Origin of the sequence: Streptomyces sp. NPDC101234 (assembly GCF_044767525.1) — a bacterium.
Classification (GTDB): Bacteria; Actinomycetota; Actinomycetes; order Streptomycetales; family Streptomycetaceae; genus Streptomyces; species Streptomyces sasae.
Map to the genome: position 1 here is coordinate 32,955 of NZ_JBIWOA010000023.1, position 18,444 is coordinate 51,398.

At 70.7% G+C, this 18,444-nt stretch carries 16 protein-coding genes; 3 read left to right on the plus strand and 13 right to left on the minus strand.

Translation table 11 applies throughout. The features are described 5' to 3' along the window. Window positions 1–20: 20 nt before the first annotated feature. Complete coding sequence (locus tag ACIRR9_RS34810) at window positions 21–824, minus strand: enoyl-CoA hydratase/isomerase family protein (protein WP_403760225.1); 804 nt, start codon at window positions 822–824, stop codon at window positions 21–23. A 129-nt stretch (window positions 825–953) separates the two neighbouring features. Between ACIRR9_RS34810 and ACIRR9_RS34815 the strand changes: the two genes are divergently transcribed. Next, window positions 954–2,036: an acyl-CoA dehydrogenase family protein gene (locus ACIRR9_RS34815; RefSeq protein WP_403760228.1), complete on the plus strand. Its 1,083-nt coding sequence runs from the start codon at window positions 954–956 to the stop codon at window positions 2,034–2,036. Here the strand turns inward: ACIRR9_RS34815 and ACIRR9_RS34820 are convergent. From ACIRR9_RS34820 to ACIRR9_RS34860, 9 genes are all read right to left on the minus strand, one after another. Beyond that, complete coding sequence (locus ACIRR9_RS34820) at window positions 2,017–3,069, minus strand: LLM class F420-dependent oxidoreductase (RefSeq protein ID WP_403760231.1); 1,053 nt, start codon at window positions 3,067–3,069, stop codon at window positions 2,017–2,019. The genes ACIRR9_RS34815 and ACIRR9_RS34820 overlap by 20 nt on opposite strands. Before the next feature lie 48 nt (window positions 3,070–3,117). Next, the gene (locus ACIRR9_RS34825; RefSeq protein ID WP_403760234.1) at window positions 3,118–4,806 is read right to left on the minus strand and encodes an AMP-binding protein; all 1,689 of its coding nucleotides are present in this window, start codon (window positions 4,804–4,806) and stop codon (window positions 3,118–3,120) included. Window position 4,807: 1 nt separating this feature from the next. Further along, window positions 4,808–5,956, minus strand: coding sequence for a thiolase family protein (locus tag ACIRR9_RS34830; protein WP_403760237.1), 1,149 nt, complete (start codon window positions 5,954–5,956; stop codon window positions 4,808–4,810). Between the two features lie 60 nt (window positions 5,957–6,016). Further along, complete coding sequence (locus ACIRR9_RS34835) at window positions 6,017–7,126, minus strand: CaiB/BaiF CoA transferase family protein (protein ID WP_403760240.1); 1,110 nt, start codon at window positions 7,124–7,126, stop codon at window positions 6,017–6,019. 225 nt (window positions 7,127–7,351) lie between these two features. Continuing rightward, window positions 7,352–8,293, minus strand: coding sequence for an SDR family NAD(P)-dependent oxidoreductase (locus tag ACIRR9_RS34840; RefSeq protein ID WP_403760243.1), 942 nt, complete (start codon window positions 8,291–8,293; stop codon window positions 7,352–7,354). Window positions 8,294–8,496: 203 nt separating this feature from the next. Then, window positions 8,497–8,691 carry a ferredoxin gene (locus ACIRR9_RS34845; protein ID WP_362335670.1) on the minus strand — a complete coding sequence of 65 codons (195 nt, stop codon included), beginning with the start codon at window positions 8,689–8,691 and terminating at the stop codon, window positions 8,497–8,499. 31 nt (window positions 8,692–8,722) lie between these two features. Continuing rightward, window positions 8,723–9,910, minus strand: a complete 1,188-nt coding sequence (locus ACIRR9_RS34850) for an NAD(P)/FAD-dependent oxidoreductase (RefSeq protein ID WP_403760246.1) — start codon at window positions 9,908–9,910, stop codon at window positions 8,723–8,725. A 247-nt stretch (window positions 9,911–10,157) separates the two neighbouring features. Beyond that, window positions 10,158–10,898 (minus strand): SDR family NAD(P)-dependent oxidoreductase, encoded by a 741-nt coding sequence (locus ACIRR9_RS34855; protein WP_403760249.1) that lies wholly within the window; start codon window positions 10,896–10,898, stop codon window positions 10,158–10,160. A 238-nt stretch (window positions 10,899–11,136) separates the two neighbouring features. Next, window positions 11,137–11,529: a carboxymuconolactone decarboxylase family protein gene (locus ACIRR9_RS34860; RefSeq protein ID WP_403760252.1), complete on the minus strand. Its 393-nt coding sequence runs from the start codon at window positions 11,527–11,529 to the stop codon at window positions 11,137–11,139. 292 nt (window positions 11,530–11,821) lie between these two features. On the opposite strand from ACIRR9_RS34860, the gene ACIRR9_RS34865 reads away from it, so the two are divergent. Next, complete coding sequence (locus tag ACIRR9_RS34865) at window positions 11,822–13,483, plus strand: flavin-containing monooxygenase (protein WP_403760255.1); 1,662 nt, start codon at window positions 11,822–11,824, stop codon at window positions 13,481–13,483. Window positions 13,484–13,542: 59 nt separating this feature from the next. On the opposite strand, the gene ACIRR9_RS34870 is transcribed toward ACIRR9_RS34865, so the two are convergent. Then, window positions 13,543–13,941, minus strand: coding sequence for a nuclear transport factor 2 family protein (locus ACIRR9_RS34870; protein WP_403760258.1), 399 nt, complete (start codon window positions 13,939–13,941; stop codon window positions 13,543–13,545). A gap of 192 nt (window positions 13,942–14,133) precedes the next feature. Between ACIRR9_RS34870 and ACIRR9_RS34875 the strand changes: the two genes are divergently transcribed. Then, window positions 14,134–15,180, plus strand: a complete 1,047-nt coding sequence (locus ACIRR9_RS34875) for a cyclase family protein (RefSeq protein WP_384571958.1) — start codon at window positions 14,134–14,136, stop codon at window positions 15,178–15,180. Between the two features lie 103 nt (window positions 15,181–15,283). On the opposite strand, the gene ACIRR9_RS34880 is transcribed toward ACIRR9_RS34875, so the two are convergent. Continuing rightward, on the minus strand, window positions 15,284–16,021 hold the full coding sequence (locus tag ACIRR9_RS34880) for a TetR family transcriptional regulator (RefSeq protein WP_403760261.1): 738 nt from the start codon (window positions 16,019–16,021) through the stop codon (window positions 15,284–15,286). Window positions 16,022–16,320: 299 nt separating this feature from the next. Further along, complete coding sequence (locus tag ACIRR9_RS34885) at window positions 16,321–18,318, minus strand: pyruvate dehydrogenase complex E1 component subunit beta (RefSeq protein WP_403760263.1); 1,998 nt, start codon at window positions 18,316–18,318, stop codon at window positions 16,321–16,323. Window positions 18,319–18,444 lie beyond the last annotated feature (126 nt).

An 18,444-nucleotide genomic window follows, 5' to 3' on the forward strand; every position in this document is an offset into this window, starting at 1 on the left:
GGGGCCGGGGCCGGGCCCGGTCAGCGCAGTGTCCACCTCGGCTTGACGAAGTTCTCGCGCGAGACCTGCGGCTTGCCGAGGGGGTTGCCGATGGTGGTGTAGTGCCAGCCGAGCGCCTGGGCCGTCTCGCGGTCCAGGCCGTGCGTCTCCCAGATCGCGCGCACGGTGCCCTGCACGGCCTCCGGAGGCTTGGCGGCGATGATGCGCGCCAGCTCGTCGGCCCGGCCCCACAGTTCGGCGTAGGGCACCAGCTCGGACACCAGCCCGATCTCCCGGGCGCGGGCGGCCGACATCCGTTCGTCCAGCCCGAGCAGCGCCCAGCGCAGCGCCTCGCCGAGGGGGATGCGGCGGGCCAGCCCGATGGGCTCCAGCGCGGAGGTCATGCCGTAGCTGACATGGGGGTCGAAGAAGGTGGCGTCATCGGCGCCGATCACGATGTCGCAGTCGTTCAGCCAGTAGAAGGCCCCGCCGGCCACCATGCCGTGCACCGCCGCGACGACCGGCTTCCAGACCCTGTTCTGCTTGGGGCTGAGGCCGCGTCCCGGATCCTCCTGGCTCCACACGTTCTCGGCGAGGTGGATCCGGTCGTTCACGTCGGTGCCGGTGCAGAAGGCGCGCTCGCCCGCCGCCCGCAGCACCACCACATGGACGGTGTCGTCGGTGCGCACCCGCTCCCAGAGGTCCCGGAACTCGTCCACCATGGTCTGGTTGAACGCGTTGAGCTTGTCCGGGCGGTTCAGCGTCACGGTGGCGACATGCCCCGCCACCTCGAACAGCACCGTCTCGTAGCGATGCGCGGCACCGCCGGGCTGCTGATCCGACATCGTCGCTCCTCTCCCCCACCGGGTTCCGGGCCCACGGGCTTCTCCGGAGCCGATATCCCAGATAGCTTAATCATTGCACTCAATGAGAGGCCAGTGATCCACCACCGGATCCCCAGGAAGGAACGGCCGATGGTCGACTTCGAACTCTCCGAGGAACAGGCCGCGTTGCGCGGGATATCGCGTGACCTCCTGGCCTCGGACTGCCCGCCGCGCTCCGTCCGGTCGGTCGTCGAGGCGGGAGGGGACGTCGACGACAAGCTGTGGGACCGAGGGGTGCGGATGGGCTGGACGGGGCTGGCCACCCCGGAGACTGCCGGGGGCGCCGGGCAGGGGCTGGTGGAACTCTGCCTGGTCGCCGAGGAACTCGGGCGTGCCGCGGCGCCGGGCCCCTTCGTGGAAACGGCGCTGGCGTCCTGGGCCGCGGCACGCGGCACCGCTCCGCTCGCGTCGGAGCTGGCCGAGGGGCGTCTCAAGGCGGCCTTCGTACACCCGGGTTCCCTCGCCGTACGGCGGGCGGGGCAGTCCCTCGTCCTCTCGGGCCGGGCCACGGCCGTCCATGCCGCCGGCTGCGCCGACCTGCTGCTGGTGGCGGTCACCGGGGAGGAGCCGTACGTGCTGCTGGTGCCGACGTCGGCCGTCCGCACCGAACGGCGCACCACGCTGGACCTGACCCGGTCCTGGTACGACGTCCTGTTCGACGACGTGGCCGTGGCGGGCGAACAGGTACTGGCCACCGACCCCACCGAGGCGCGCCGCTGGGTGGACGCGATGGCGGTCCTGACCGCCGCGGACGCGCTGGGCGCCGGGGAGCGGCTGCTGGAGATGACGGTCGGCCATGTCACCGTACGCGAGCAGTTCGGCCGCCCGTTGGGCAGCTTCCAGGCGGTGAAGCACAAGGCCGCCGACATGCTGATCGCGCTGCGCGGGCTGCGGGCCGCCACCTACTACGCGGCGCTGGCCCATGACGCGGAGCACGAGGACGCGACGGCGGCGGCCTCGGTGGCCAAGGCCTTCGCGAGCGAGAACCTCCCCCATGTCGCCGGAGAGGCGCTGCAGTCGCACGGCGGCATCGGCTTCACCTGGGAGCACGACCTGCACCTGTTTCTGCGGCGGGCGACGGTGGACGCGCTGGTCCACGGCACCGCCGCCCACCATCACGAGCGGGTGCTCGCCCATCTCGAACATACCCGTCTCACCCGGCGAGCCGCTTGAGCAGGGCCATGTCGGCGACCTGCCGGTCGTGAGTGGCCGCGACCGGCGAGGCGTTCAGCCCCGTCACCCCGCTCTCGCGGTAGGCGGCCACCCGTTCCGCCACCACGCCGGGCGGTCCCACCAGGGCCAGTGCGTCGACCAGTTCGGCCGGAACCGCGGCGGCGGCCTCGGCCTTGCGGCCCGTCCGGTACAGCTCCTCGATGGTGGCCGCCTGCCCCTCGAAGCCGTACCGGGCGACGAGCGCGTGGTAGAAGTTCTTCCCCCGCGCCCCCATCCCGCCGACGTACAGGGCGATGTACTCGCTCACCCGCTGCCGGCCCTCCGCCAGTTCCGCCGGGTCCTCGCTGACCAGGAGCTTGACGTCGGCGACGATCCGGAGCGGCGGCAGCCCGTCCGGGCGCCGGGCCCCGCCGGCCTCCAGGGAGGGGCCGAACACCTCCTTGGCGGCCTCGGGGAGATACAGGGTCGGCTGCCAGCCCTCGCACAGCTCGGCCGCCAGTTCCACACTCTTCGGGCCCAGCGCGGCCAGGACGATCGGGATGTCGGGGCGTACCGGGTGGTTGATCAACTTCATGGGCCGGGCCCGCCCGGTGCCGCCGCGCTCGGCCGTCAGCGGCAGCTGGAAGTGCCGGCCCTCGTGCCGCAGGGGTTCGCGCCGCCACACCGTCCGGCAGATCTCGACGACCTCCCGGATCCGGGTCAGCGGTGAGGTGTACGGCAGCCCGTGGAAACCCTCCACCACCTGCGGCCCGGAGGCGCCGAGGCCCAGCTGGAACCGGCCGTCCGACACGAAGTCGAGCCCGGCCGCGGTCATGGCGAGCAGCGCGGGAGTGCGCGAGTAGGCGTTGAGGATGCCCGAGGCGATGCGCATCCGCTGCGTCCGGGCGGCGAGATAGCCGAGCTGGCTCACCGAGTCGAAGGTGTAGGCCTCGGGCAGCACCACCGAGTCCACCCCGGCCGCCTCGAAGTCCCCCAGCCGGCGGGCGGCTTCGGCGAAGCCGCCCGAGTAGCTCATCAGCAGTCCCACATCCATGGGAAACCCTTCTGTCTGTCTGTCGGCCGATGCGGGTCCGGCCAGTGGTCAGGGGCGGACCTCTTCGGCGGCTTCGCCCGGCGCCGCCCGCAGCCGGTCGCGCAGCTCGAACTTGCGGACCTTGCCCGACGGGGCCCTCGGCAGATCGGGCACGACCTCGATGCGCTCCGGGGCCTTCTGGGGGGCGACCCGGTGGCGGGCGAACAGCTCACGAACCTCCTCGACGTCCAGCGTGCCGCCGTCGAGGACCACGAACGCGGCCACCCGCTCCCCGTACCTCGGATCGGGTTCGGCGACCACCGCGGCGTGCCGGACCCGGGGATGGGTGGCGAGGATGTCCTCGACCTCCTTGGAGGCGATGTTCTCCCCGCCCCGGATGATGATGTCCTTGATGCGGTCGGTGATGGTCAGATGCCCGTCCTCGTCGAGCCGTCCGACGTCACCGGTGCGGAACCAGCCGCCCGGCGCGAACGCCGAGGCGTCGTACGCCGGATCGCGGTAGCCGACGAACTGGCTGGGCCCACGGGTCAGCACCTCCCCCTCCGCCCCCGACGGCACCGGACGCAGCTTCTCGTCGACGATCCGCACCTCGTCACCGAAGCGCACCAGGCCGTCGGTGAGCGACCGTTGGCGCGCGGAGGCGTCCAGCGGTGAGGTCGCGCAGCGGGGGTGCTCGGTGCTGCCGTAGGCCCGCGCGACGACGATGCCCGCGTCGTCGGCCCTGGCGACCAGCGCGGGCGGCACGCCCGCGGCGCCGATCTGCACGAACCGCAGGCTGGAGATGTCACGGCCGTGCTCCTCGGCGGCCCTGAGCAGCGCCTCCACGTGCAGTGGTGTGCCGCTGGTGATGGTGCACCGGTACGTCTCGACGAGTTCGACGGCGCGGGCCGGGTGCCAGCGGTCCATGTGCACCGTGTCGGTGCCGCCGACGATGCCGCTGCACGCGGCCAGCAGCCCCGCGACATGCCCCGAGGGCCAGGGGATGAGGCGGGTGTCGTCCGGCCCGGCCTCGTTCATCAGGTCGCCCTTGCGCAGCTCGTGCAGCAGCGTGTTGTGCGTGTGCTGCACGCCCTTGGGGACTCCGGTCGTGCCCGAGGTGTAGATCAGCGCGCAGACGTCGTCGGCGTGCCCGCCCTCGGGCGGCGGCGCCTCCTCCGTCCCGTCGAGGAGGGTGCTCCAGGGGACCGTACCCGGCGCCGTACGCTCGCCGATCATGACGACGTGTTCGAGGACCGGCCCCGCGTCGAGGCCGGCCACCCGTTCGACGAAGTCGATGGAGCGCCAGGCGTCGGGCAGGATCAGGACCTTCGCACCGGCGTCCCGGAGGATGACGCCGACCTCGGCCGCGCCGTAGATGTGGGTGATGGGCAGGACGACCGCACCGGCCAGCCATGCCCCGAAGTACGAGACCACCAGTTCCAGGCGGTTGGGTATCTGTACGGCGACCACGTCACCGGGGCGCACCCCCAGCCGGCGCAGTCCGGCCGCCGCACGTCTGCCGAGTGCGAGCACGTCCGCCAGTGTCACCGTGATCGTCTCCGCCTCCGTGGCGAACACGAAGCGGGTGCCGGGGACGCGCCGGCCGGCGTCCTCCAGGGCCTCGGCCACGGTACGCGAGGAGTAGTGGCCCTCCCGATACCAGCGGTCCCTCAACAGCGCGCGGTCGCGCCGCAGTTGCTCGGGTGTCACGACCGCTGCCGTCCCCTCCGCGGTCGAGGCGGTCGGTGTCCCGCTCATGTCAGTCGGCCAGTTCGAAGACGGTGGCGTTGGCGGTGCCGCCGCCCTCGCACATGGTCTGCAGCCCGAACCGGATGCCCTCGCGGCGCATGTGGTGCAGCAGCCGGGTGGCGAGGATGGCGCCGGACGCGCCGAGCGGGTGTCCCACCGCGATGGCGCCGCCGAGCGGGTTCACCCGGTCGGGGTCGGCCTTCACCTCGGTCTGCCAGGCCAGGGGTACGGGTGCGAAGGCCTCGTTGACCTCGAAGGCGCCGATGTCGTCGATCGTCAGACCCGCCCGGTCGAGGACCTTGCGGGTGGCTGGGATCGGAGCGGTCAGCATCATCACCGGGTCGTCCCCGACCACGGCGCCCGCGCGGATGGTGGCCAGCGGCCGCAGGCCGTGCCGTCGGGCCAGCTCGTCGGTCGTGATGAGCAGCGCGGCGGCCCCGTCGGAGATCTGGGAGGCGTTGCCCGCGTGGATGACGCCGTCCTCCCGGAACGACGGCTTCAGCCGTGCCAGGGTCTCGGGCGAGGTGCCGCGGCGCAGCCCCTCGTCCTGGGTCAGGCCGGGCGCGGCGTCCACGGTGACCAACTGGTCGTCGAAGACGTGTGCGTCGATGGCCGCGGCAGCGAGTTCGTGCGAGCGGGAGGCGTACTCATCGAGCCGCTGCCGGCTCAGGCCCCACTTGGCGGCGATCATCTCCGCACCCGTGCCCTGGTCCAGGCGGTCGGTGCCGTACCGGTCCAGTACGGTCCGGCCGTAGGGAAGTCCGGTCTCGCGGGCGGCCCCGAGCGGGACCCGCGACATGGTCTCGACCCCGCCCGCGACCACCCAGTCGTAGGCGCCCGCGACGACGGCGTGCACCGCCGACTCGATGGCCTGCTGGCTCGATCCGCAGGCCCGGTTGAAGGTGACTCCCGGGATGCTCTCGGGCCAACCGGCCGCGAGGGTCGTGAACCGGGCGACGTTGCTGGACTGGTCGCCCAACTGCGTGACGCAGCCCCACATCACGTCCTCGACGTACTCGGGCGGGACGCCCGTGCGGTCGACCAGCGCGCGCAGGACCACCGCCGACAGGTCCACCGGATGGACCTCGCTCAGTGCGCCGTTGCGCTTCCCGATGGGGGTGCGAACCGCGTCCACGATCACTGCCTGACGTGCCGTCATCTCTCCTCGCTCCCACTTCACAGGTTCCGTCGCCCGGCGGCCGTCGCACGGGCACTCGGGTCAGGTGTCCGTGCCGATCTCCGTGCCGATCTCCGTGCCGATCTCCGAGGCGCCCCACCGGGTGAGGGCCTCCGTCAGCGACCGCGCCGGGCGTGCGCGCACCGATCGGCCGCCGCCCAGGGCGGGCCGCCAGCCCGGCCGGCCGTCCGGCGCCGGCACCAGGGCCTGCCGGGCGCTCAAGTGCGGGTGCCCGGCCGCCTCGGCCAGGTTCAGTACGGGCGTCAGGCAGGCGTCCGTGCCCACGGCGGCGTCCGCCCACTCGTCCCGGGTACGCCGGAGCAGGGCCTCGGCGATGTCCCGGCGCAGTTCGGGCCAGCGGGCCGGATCCTCGCGGACGCCGGTCCAGGCGGGGTCGAGTCCGAGCAGTTCGGCCAGTGCGGCGAAGAACGGTGCCTCCAGGGCGCCGATCGCGACATGACCGCCGTCGGCGCAGGGGTAGACGTCGTAGTACGGCGCCCCGGTGTCCAGCCGGTTGGTGCCGGCGACGTCCGACCAGGTGCCGCGGGACCGGTACTCGTGCAGCATGGCGGTGAGGTAGGTCGTGCCGTCCACGATGGCCACGTCGAGCACCCGGCCCACGCCGGTACGCGCGCGTTCGTACAGCGCGGCCAGGACCGACGTCACCAGGTACATGCCGCCCGCGCCGAAGTCCCCGAGCAGGTTGGCGGTCGGCGTGGGCGTCCCGCCGCAACGGGCGGCGTGGTGCAACGCGCCAGTGATCGCTATGTAGTTGATGTCGTGCCCGGCGGTGGGCGCGAGCGGGCCGTACTGTCCCCAGCCGGTCATACGGCCGTAGACCAGTCGCGGGTTGCGGTCGCGGACGTCGTCCGGACCGAGTCCCAGCCGTTCCATGACGCCGGGGCGGAAGCCCTCGATCAGCACGTCGCAGTGGTCGGCGAGCCGCAGCGCCCGCTCGCGGCCCTCGGCCGACTTGACGTCGAGTTCGACGACGGGCCGGTTCTCCACCAGCGCGGGCCGGGCGGCGCCCGGCCGGGCCACGGCCAGCACGTCCGCGCCCAGATCGGCCAGCAGCATGCCGGCGAACGGCCCTGGACCGAGGCCGAGGAACTCCAGGACCCGCAGCCCGTCGAGCGATGGCACCGGTGACATCGGTCCTCCTGCGATGACTCGACGTCATAGGGTATATCAGTTAACGGATTTAGATAATGGCCTGGAGTGCGAAAGGTGTCCGGGCAGCGGCGGACCGGCCTCCGGAACACCCGGGGCGAGAGGCCGAAGCGCAACGCCTCAACGAGAGAGGGGGCACCCGCCGTGCCACCCGGACGGGGCCCCCTCCTCCTCCGCGCGCCCGGCGAAGGGACGCACGCGTGTCGGCTACGAGGCCTCGCCCCCGGGCTTCTCGCTGAACTGGTGCCCGAGGAACGCGCCCGTCCACGCCATCAGGTCGGACGGGACGTAGTAGCCCTGCTCGTCGTTGATCGCATCCCAGTTCACGGCGACGTCCTCGATGCCGGCGATCCCGCCCTCGTGCACATAACCGGGCGTGGAGCCGATGAAGAAACGGGCGAACCGGCCCGCGCCGGCCGCGTAGATCTCTCCGTTGACCGGGCAGTCCTCGTGTGCGAGGTAGGCGACCATGGGAGACACCGCCTCCGAGGTCATGCCCGCCTGCTGGGCGGCCGCGTCGGCGGCGGCCTCGTCCTCGATGCCGCCCATCCGGGTCAGCGCGGCCGGGGCGATCACGTTCACCTTGATGCCGTGGGGCTCGCCGGCCAGCCGCGCGCTGCGGGCCAGGCCGACCACACCGCCCTTGGCCGCGGCGTACGAGAGGTTGTTGTCGAGCCCGAAGAGACCGGCGGAGGTCGTCAGCACGACCCGCCCGTAGCCCTGTTCGACGAAGTGCGGCCAGGCGGCCTTCATGGTGTTGAAGGAGCCCAGCAGATGCACGGCGAGATGACGTTCGAGGTTGTCCAGGTCGACCTCGGGCAGACCGGCCCAGCGGATGATGCCGGCGTTGTTCACGACGATGTCGACCCGGCCGAAGGCGTCCAGGGCGGAGTCGATGATCGCCTTGCCGCCCGCCTCCGTGGAGACGTCGTGGGTGTCGGCGACGGCATCGCCGCCGGCCGCCACGATCGAGTCGACCACCCTCTGCGCGGGGCCGGCGTCCGTGCCCTCGCCCGCCATCGATCCGCCGAGGTCGTTGACCACGACCTTGGCCCCCCGCTCGGCCAGCAGCCGGGCATGGGCACGCCCGATCCCTCGGCCCGCCCCCGTGACGACGGCCACGCGTCCTTCGAAGCTCAACTGGTCCATCGACGACTCCTGTCGTACTGCGCTTGTCCCGTGAAGTGCCGGTGGAGGAGCACCGGCCGCGGATGCGACGAACTGTCATATGCGGTGCGCCCGCCGCCGGGTGGCGGCGGGAGACGCTGCGGCACGAGCCTCGTGCCAGGTGTTGAGGGACTGCCGGAGCCCTGAACCCCGGCAGTCGCCGCCTTCCGTACGAAGGCGGGTGGTCACTCCTCGACGCGGATCGCGAGCGCGGGGCACACGGCCGCCGCGTTGCGCACGTCGTCCGCCAGTTCCGGCCCGGGGGTCTCGTTCAGCAGGACGACGATCCCGTCCTCGTCGCGCTGGTCGAAGACGTCCGGGGCGGCAGCGACACACTGCCCGGCGGCGCAGCACTTCTCTTCGTCGATGACAACCTTCATGGCACTTCTCCTGGTCGGGATTCGTGGGGGTTCAGGGGGTGGACACCGGGGTGTGGAGGCCGTCGACGACCTCCTGGCGCCGCAGCCGCGTCTGCTTGGGCATGTTCCAGCCGAGGACGCCGGTCACGACGCCGTCGCTGGTGTACCGGGCGACGAACCGCCGGGCGGCCACCTCGCCCTCGACGATCTCCACATCGGCGTCGGCGGGAAGCATGCCGTGCACCTGGAGCTTCGCGTCGAACTGGTCGGTCCAGAAGTACGGCACCGGCGCGTACGGCCGGTCGTCACCGAGGATCACCGCGGCGACGGCCCCGGCCTGCTCGGTGGCGTTCGTACGGTTCTCCAGCCGGAGCAGCCGGTCGTAGCCCTCGTGGTGGAAGCGGGCCACGTCGCCGACGGCGTAGATCCCGTCCGCAGCACGGCAACGGGAGTCGCACACCACGCCGTTGTCGAGGGTGAGTCCGCTGTCCGCCAGCCACTGCGTGGCCGGGGCCGCGCCGATCGCGACGACCACGACATCGGCCGGCAGGGTCTCTCCGGTGTTCAGCTCGACTCCGGTGACCCGGCCGTCCTGACCGGTCAGTCCCGCGCAGCCGGCGCCCAGCCGCAGCCGTACGCCGCGCTCGGTGTGCAGGTCGGCCAGCAGCCCGGACACCATCGGGCCGACCTGAAGCGCCATCGGCGCATCGAGCGGGCCGGTCAGGGTGACGTCCAGCCCGAGCGTGCAGGCGGTGGCCGCGATCTCGGATCCGAGCACGCCCTCCCCGACCACGACCAGGCGGGCACCCGGCCGCAGTTCGGCCTTCAGGGCCAGGGCGTCGTCGAGACTGCGCAGCACATGCACGCCGGCCAGCCCGGCCTGCCCGGGCAGGGTGCGGGCGCGTACCCCGGTGGCGATGACGACGGCGTCCGCGGACAGCTCGCGCCCGGACGCCGTCCGCACGGTGCGGGTCGGCACGTCGAGGGCCACCGCTTCCTCACCGAGCACGAAGCCGGCGTCGAGACCCGACAGGACGTCGTCCGTCCTCAGCGTCGCCCGTTCCGCCTCCCACGCGCCGGAGAGGACCTGCTTGGACAGCGGCGGCCGGTCATAGGGCGCATGCGGCTCGTCGCCGATCACGACGACCTCACCTGCGTAACCCTTGCGCCTGACGGCCTCCACGGTGGTGAGTCCGGCCGCGGAGGCGCCCACCACCAGGAGCCGGGCGGGGGCGGTCATGCGCCCACCCCGGCGGCCGTCGGCCGGACGGGCAGCCGTCGGCCGCCGTCCGGGAATCCGTGCTCGATCCTCATACCGTCACTCCGATGCAGCTTCGCGCAGCCGTGCCACGTAACTTATACTTACCGGTCGAAACAATGAATAGGGGTGAAGCGATCCGCGAGGTCACCCGACCCGGAGGAACGCGCGGGCGGCCCGGTCCCCCGCGCCGGGCCGACGCCACCGCGCGGCCCCGGACCCGCTGACGTCACACGAGGTAGCGCCCGCCGTTGGTGCTCAGGGTCTGGCCGGTCACATAGCCGGCCTCCTCCGAGGCGAGGTAGGCCACCGCGTAGGCGACGTCCTCCGGCTGTCCGGCCCGCTTCATCGGCATGTGCGCGGCGGCGGCGTCGATGTCGACGGGACCCTGACGGGCGAGCGGGGTGTCGATGAAGCCCGGCGGGACGTGGTTGACGGTGATGCCCTTGTCCGCGTACTCGATCGCGAGCGCCCGGGTCAGCCCGATCACCCCGCCCTTGGACGCCGCATAGTGGGCCATGGCCGGAGCCCCGGTCTGCGCGGACGAGGACGAGATGTTCACGATCCGCCCCCAGCCCGCCGCCAGCATGTCCGGCACCAGCTCCTTCGTGACCAGGAACGGCCCCTTCAGATTGACACCGATCATCCGGTCCCAGGCATCCTCCGCGATACTCGTGAACGGCTGATAAGCCGTGATCCCCGCGTTGTTGACCAGGATCGTCACCGGCCCCAGCTCCCGCCGGGTCCGGGCGGCAGCCTCGGCGACGGCACCGGCATCGGCCGCATCACCCCCGACCGCGATCGCCGTACCACCCGCCTCCTGAATGGCCGTCGCGGTCTTCTCGGCACCTTCGAGGTTCAGATCCCACACCGCGACCGACGCGCCTCGCGCGGCCAGCACCGTCGCGACGGCCTGCCCGATGCCACGGGCACCGCCGGTGACGACCGCGACTCTTCCTTGCAGTGACATACGTGCTCCTCATGTTGCGTGACGCCTCGCGACGGCCCCTGGCGGGGCCGCGATCGCGTGGCTGATGGTTCTTCCGCGCGGGTTCACCCCGCAGGTCCGTGCCCGCGCGTTCGTCCCCGTAGGTCCGCCCCCACGGGGCCTCCCCGCAGGCCTGTCCCCGCAGGTCTGCCCCCACGGATTCACCCCGTAGATCCGTCCCCGCGGGTTCGTGCGACGCCGTGCGGGGCCCGGCGCGCCGTCAGTCCGCCAGCGCCTTTCGGGCGGCGGTGCGCGCCGCCGTCGCGGCCGGGAAGCCCGCGTAGCCGGCGGCGTGGTAGATGACCTCGGCGAGTTCCTCACGGGTGAGGCCGTTGGTGAGGCCGACGCGGAAGTGGGTCTGCAGTTCGGTCTCGGCGCCGAGCGCGATGAGGATCCCCAGGGTGACCAGGCTGCGGTCGCGCGGGGCGAGTCCCTCACGAGCCCAGAGCGCGCCCCAGACGCTGGTCAGACCGATCTCGACGAGTTCTTCTCCGAGACGCCCGTCCCGCAGGTCGATGTCCCCTTCGGGGAACACGCCCGGCAGCGCGTCTCGCATGGCCCTGAGTCCCGCTTCACGCAGGTCGGTCGGCTCTTCTGCATTCGTGGCCGTCATGTGCGACTCCTGTTGGCACAACGCTGTGTCCGCCCCCCGAGGGAAAGTTAGACCAATCGGTCGGTATAATCAACGTCCACGACGGCATTCGCCTGTCGAGCGGGGCGCCGGACGGCCGCCACGGGCGCACGGCGCGAGATCGACACCATCCAGAGGCCGCCTTCCTGCGACACGGCCATTGATCGAGCCAGGACCCTGCTCTACCCTCGCCTCAATATTCGATCGATCGGTCGAATTAACAAACTCGGGCTCACGCGGGCGGAGCAGCCCACCTGTGCACTGTGGAGGGCAGATGAGCAACACGACGAACACGACGGCATCGGCACCGGAAGGCCAGGCCGACCCGGCCGGCCTGCTGGACGTCGTGGTCATAGGCGCGGGCGTCACCGGTATCTACCAGCTGTACCTGGCCCGCGAGGCGGGCTACTCGGCGAAGCTGCTGGAAGCCGGCAGCGGCGTCGGCGGTGTCTGGTACTGGAACCGCTATCCCGAGGCGCGCTTCGACTCCGAGAGCTACACCTACGGCTACCTCTTCTCCAAGGAGCTGTGGGAGGAGTGGGAGTGGTCGGAGCAGTACGCCGGCCAGCCGGAGATCGAGCGTTACTTCAACTACGTGGTCGACCGCTTCGACCTGCGCCGCGACATCGTCTTCAACGCGAAGGTGGCCTCGGCCGTCTTCGACGAGCAGACCGGCACCTGGACCGTGACGGCCGAGAACGGGACGACGGTCAGGAGCCGGTTCGTCGTCGCCGCCACCGGCAACCTGTCGGTGCCGTTCATCCCCGCCATCAAGGGCCGGGATGACTTCAGGGGCGAGCAGTACCACACCAGCCGCTGGCCCAAGCAGCCCATCGACTTCACCGGCAAGCGCGTGGCGCTCGTCGGGACGGGCTCCAGCGGTGTCCAGGTCGTGCCCGCCATCGCGGACGACGTGGCCTGCCTGACCGTCTACCAGATGAAGGCGGACTGGGTCACCCCGCTCAACAACCGGCCGATCACGGACGAGGAACAGGCCTCCCTGAAGGCCGACTTCGAGCGGATCCGGGACACCCTCAACACCTCCCCCAGCGGCTTCCTGCACGCCATGAACCCGGTGAGCGGTTCCGAGGTCAGCCCCGAGGACCGCCAGGAGTTCTACGAGAAGATCTGGAACAGCCCGGGCTTCACCAAGCTGACCGAGCACTACCGCGACATGACGTACAACCCGGAGATCAACGCCGAGTGGTGCGCGTTCATGGCGGGGAAGATCCGCAGCACCGTCAAGGACCCCGTGACGGCGGAGCACCTGGTCCCCAAGGACGGCGGCTACGGCGCCCGGCGCCCTCCGTTCGGCACCGGCTACTTCGAGGCGTACAACAAGCCGGCCGTCTCCCTGGTCTCCCTCCCCGAGGAGCCCATCGTCCGGTTCACCGAGACGGGCATCGAGACCTCGGAGGGGCTGCGCGAGTACGACATCGTCATCTGGGGCACCGGATACGACTTCGGCACCGGGGCGCTCAACCGGCTGGGAGTGCGCGGACGGCAGGGCCTGGCGCTGGAGGAGTACTGGGCGAACGGCCCGCGCACCTATCTCGGTGTCGCGACGGCGGGTTTCCCCAACTTCTTCTTCCCCGGCGGCCCGCACGGCGCGCTCGGCAACAACCCCCGCTACGCCGGCGACCAGGCGGACTTCACTCACGACGCCATCGTCCACGCGCGCCACCACGGCTATGACGTGATCGAGGTCAAGGCGTCCGCGGAGAAGGAGTGGACCGACCTCATGAACAGCCCCGAGAGCTTCTCCATCTTCCAGAAGGCGAGCTACTTCTACGGGTCCAACATCCCGGGCAAGGCGGTCAGCCAGCTGCTGAACCCCACCGGCCGGTGGAAGCTCCAGGAGCTGATCGGCGAGGTCAAGGAGAACGACTTCAACACCTTCGATCTCTCCAGGACGGGTACCGCGGCCGACGCGTGATCCCGTCACGACGATGCCGGGCCGCCGCCTCCGGGGGCGGCGGCCCGGCATCGGCCCGGTCAGACCTGGTAGCTGGTGGTCCGGCGCAGGAACAGCCACTTCCCGTCGACCCGGCGCAGCGTGTCGACGTAACGGCCGGTGATCTGCACCGCCCAGCCGGACTCGCCGCGCTGGAGGAAGACGACATCGCTCACCGCGGTCGCCTCGCCCTCGCCGGCCGGGGTCACCACCGTGTTGCTCACCATGTGGAGCTGGGGCTGCGTGGGCTCCCACCCCTTGAACGCCTGGCGGATCGCCTCGCGTCCCTCCAGAGGGTCGATGCCCGGCACCTCCAGGACGGCGTCGGGCGTGTACAGGGCCACGATCTCGTCGGTGCGGCCGGCGTCCTGCGCCTGGGTGTGCGCGCCGATGGTGGCACGCACACCGGCGACGGTCTCGGCGTAAGTGGTCTCGCTCATGGATGGCTCCCAGTCCTGACGGTTGCTTGCAGAGCATGGTGTACCTCATTTCGACCGATCAGTCTATTGGAGTGGAGGGAAAAGGTGATCGAGAAGCCGGAAGGCAATGACGGATTTCATTGACCGAGTGGTACAAACTCAATAGCATGACCGCAACAGTCGACAGGGACGTCGACAGAGGAGGCGTTTATCGTGACGAAGCGTTGGAAGCAGCGGCCGCCGGGTTCGACCTGGGGCGACTTCGGTGAGGACGACGAGCTGGGCCGGATCAACCTGCTCACCCCCGAGAAGGTCCTGCAGGGCATACGCGAGGTCGAGCACGGCATCACCTTCAGCCTCAGCCTGCCGCTGGACTATCCCGGCGGGACCTCGCTGAACCAGCGCCGTTACCCGCCCATCCTGCGCCCCACCGAAGACCTCGCCCACAACCAGGACGTCTTCTACAACGTCGTCGCCCGCGAGCAGATCGATCCCTCACTGATCGACGTGTGGTCCGACGACGTGGTGACCCTGTGGCTGCAGTACTCCACCCAGTGGGACTCCCTCGCCCACCAGGGCGCCGAGTTCGACGCCGACGCCGACGGCACCGACGAGCCGGTGTACTACAACGGCTACCGGCCCGGCACCGATCTCGTCGGCCCCCAGGACGACGCCAAGGGCGACGACAGCGGCAGCAAGAGCTTCGCCCGCCACCTCGGCCTCGAACACATGGCGGAGCACGGCGTCCAGGGCCGCGGCGTCCTCATCGACATCGCCCACCACCTCGGCACCGGCTACCAGCCCGTCAGCTTCAAGCAGCTGCAGGACATCATGGCCGCCGACAACGTGACCGTGGAACCGGGCGACATGCTCCTGCTCCACACCGGCTTCGCCACCCAGGTCCTCGCCTGGAACAAGAAGCCCGACCCCGTCGCCATCCACCAGACCGCCGCCTATCTCGACGCCGACGATCCCGACCTGCTCCAGTGGATCGCCGACAGCCAGATCTCGGCACTGATCTCCGACAACTACGCCGTCGAGGGCGTCGGCGTCACCCAGGGCCAGGGCCGCCACACCCTGCTGCCCATCCACCACCTCTGCCTGTTCAAACTCGGCGTCCCGCTCGGCGAGTTGTGGTACCTCAACGACCTCGCCGCCTGGCTGCGCGAACACAACCGCAGCCGCTTCCTCCTCACCGCGCCCCCGCTCAACCTCCCCGGCACACAGGGCAGCCCCCTCACCCCGGTCGCCACCGTCTGACGTCCCGGGCGGCCCCCGCCCACGACGCCGCGATGCCCCAGAACCCGGTTCTGGGGCATCGGTGCGTCCGGGCGGTGCGGGGCAGCGCCCGGACCCCAGGCGATCAGTCGCGCTTCGCCGCCCGGCGCCGCGGGGACGACGCCGGGCCGGATTCCTGCTCGTGATGGATCGGCTCGGGGGTGGCGGTCTCCCGCTTGGCGAGGAACTCGCTCATCCGGTCCTCGAGGTCGTCGAACCCGTAGCCGGGGCTGGCGAAGCCGTGGAAGAGCGTGGCGCAGTACTCGCGCGAGAGGCGGCCGGCGTCCCACTCGCCGGCGGGGTTGATCCACTGGTACGTGTGGTTGTGCATGTTCAGGAACTGCAGGGTGGCGAGCCGGGGATCGAGCCTGCGGAACGACCCGTCCTCCATGGCCGCCACCAGCAACTGCTGGACGACGTCCTCGAACTCACGGCGCTGGTCCAGCAGTCGCGAGCGGTTGGCCCCGTGCAGGTTCCGGTAGTCGTGCTCGTAGACCCAGACATGGTCCAGACGGGCGAGAATGTTCTCCAGGAGCGTCTGGGACAGCATCCGCAGCCGGAGCACCGGATCCTCGTCCAGGGCCGCGATCCGGTGCACGTTGGCGAGCATCGGGCTCATCACCCGGTCCTGGATCTCGACGAGGAGATGTTCCTTCGAGCCGATGTAGTAGTACAGCGCGCCCCGCGCCAGGCCGGCGACATCGCCCACTTCCGCGATCCCGGTGGCGGCGTACCCCTTCTTGGCGAACAGTGCTGCCGCCTTGTCGATGATCTCCTGCCGCTTGATCTCGTAGCCCGGTCCGTGCCCTGGTGGTCTTGCCATGACTCCGCAGTCTAGGTGCTTGGATGCGATGATCGAAGTGCCGTTCCGGATCTTGGATTGCGCGCAAGGTCCGCACGGCACGGAGGCACAGTCGCCAATTCTTTAGACCTATCGGTCTAATCATTGACCGGCGCTTTCTGTGTCACTAGAATTCCCTTAGTCCAATCGGGTGATGTCATACATCACCGCCGGTCCGACCGTGGGGTCCTGCCGATTTCAACCGGGCCGGTTTCGGACTTCTGCAGCAGAGATGCCTCCGGGAGATTTCCCGGAGGCATCTCTGTCTTGCCCCTCGTTTTTCAGACCGCGGCGATACGGCGCAGTGTCTCGGCGATCGTGTCGCGCGAGGGCAGCCACGCGCGCTCCAGGGACGGCGCGTACGGGGCCGGCATCGCGGGCGGGGCGACACGCGTGACGGGAGCGTCCAGGTGCCAGAAGCCCTCGTCCACGGCGAGGGCGGACAGTTCGGCGCCGACGCCGAAGTCCCTTACCGCTTCATGGGCGATGACGAGGCGGTTGGTCTTGGCCAGGGAGGCGAGGACGGTCTCGCGGTCCAGCGGGGCGATCGTGCGCAGGTCGACGACCTCGACGCTGATCCCCTCGGCGGCCAGCAGTTCCGCGGCCGCGAGACAGTCCTGGACCATCCGGGACCAGGAGACCAGCGTGATGTCGGTGCCCTCGCGGACGACCTTGGCCTTGCCCAGCGGGATCAGGTGGTCGGCCGCGGGGCGCGGGCCCTTGAAGCCGTACTGGAGGCGGTTCTCGACGAACACCACGGGGTTGGGGTCCTGGATGGCCGCCCGGAGCAGGCCGTAGGTGTCCGCCGGGGTGGAGGGCATGACCACGGTCAGTCCGGGGATGTGCGCCAGGATGGCTTCGAGGCTCTGGGAGTGCTGGCTGCCCGAGGAGCGGCCCGCGCCGAACTGGGTGCGTACGACCAGGGGCATGGAGGCGCGTCCGCCGGTCATGAAGCGGAGCTTGGCTGCCTGGTTGAGCAGCATGTCGAGGCAGACGCCGATGAAGTCCATGTACATGATCTCGACGACCGGCTTCATACCGGCCATGGCCGCGCCCACCGCCGTACCGAGGATGGCGCTCTCGCTGATCGGGGTGTCCCGGACCCGGCCGGGGAACGCCTGCGCCAGGCCTCGGGTGAGCCCGAAGACGTTGCCGCCCGCGCCGACGTCGATACCGGCCACGAACACCGCTGGATCCGCGGCTAGTTCGTGCTCCAGGGCGAGGCGTACGGCGTCCATCGAGCGGAAGATCTCGGCGTCGGCCGGCAGCGGGGCGGGCTCGGGTATGTAGGCGCGCGGTGCGGAGACGAAGTCCTGGAGGGTCTCGGGGGCGGGCTCGGGCAGGCTCCTCGCCCACTCCACGGCCGCCGTGATCTCCTTGTCGATCTCCTCGTCCACCGCGTCGACCCGGGCCTCGCTCACCCCGGCGGCCGCCAGATGCCGACGGGCCACCAGCAGCGGGTCGCGTTCCTTGGCCTCGGAGACCTCGTCGGCCGTGCGGTAGCGCTGCGGGTCGCCCTCGTAGTGGCCGTGCCAGCGGTAGGTCTCCGCCTCCACCAGGACCGGACCGCCGCCCTGCCGGATCCGCTCGACCACATCGGTCATCATCCCGGCCACGGCCAGCACGTCGTTGCCGTCGATCCGCGCGTATCCGATGCCGTAGCCGGCGGCGCGGGCCGAGAGCGGCGCCCGGTGCTGTTCGGATTCCGGGGAGAACTCGGAGTAGTGGTTGTTCTCGCAGAGGAAGACGACGGGCAGGTCCCATACGGCGGCCAGGTTGACCGCTTCGTGGAACATGCCCTGGGCGACCGCCCCGTCCCCGAAGAACGCCACCACGACATCGCCGGCGGCACGCAGTTTGGCCGCGGTGGCCGCGCCCGCGGCGATGGGCAGGCCCGCGCCGACGATGCCGTTGGCACCGAAGATGCCCAGACCGGGATCGGCGATGTGCATGGAACCGCCGCGGCCGTGGCAGGTGCCGGCGTCCTTGCCCATCAGCTCCGCCATCATCGGGGCCACGTCCAGCCCCTTGGCCAGCACATGCCCGTGCCCGCGATGGGTGGAGGTGATCCCGTCACTGGCACGCAGCGGCCAGCAGGCGCCGACGGCGGAGGCCTCCTGGCCGATCGACAAATGCAGGAATCCCGGGATCTCGGTGGCCTTGTAGAGTTCCGAAGCCCGCTGCTCGAAACGGCGGATGCGGCTCATCCGCCGGTACATTTCCAGGAGTTCATTCGCATGCGTGGATTCCACGCCGCTGATCTGCGGTGCCACAGTCATGTGCGTCCTCGCTACACTCACGCAGGCGATGCGCCGGAACGCACCGCCTCGGCCGTCATTTAATGTACTGGTCGGTCCAGCGAACCGGGGTTCCCGTCGGAGCGCTGCCGCACGAGAAGGGGAGAT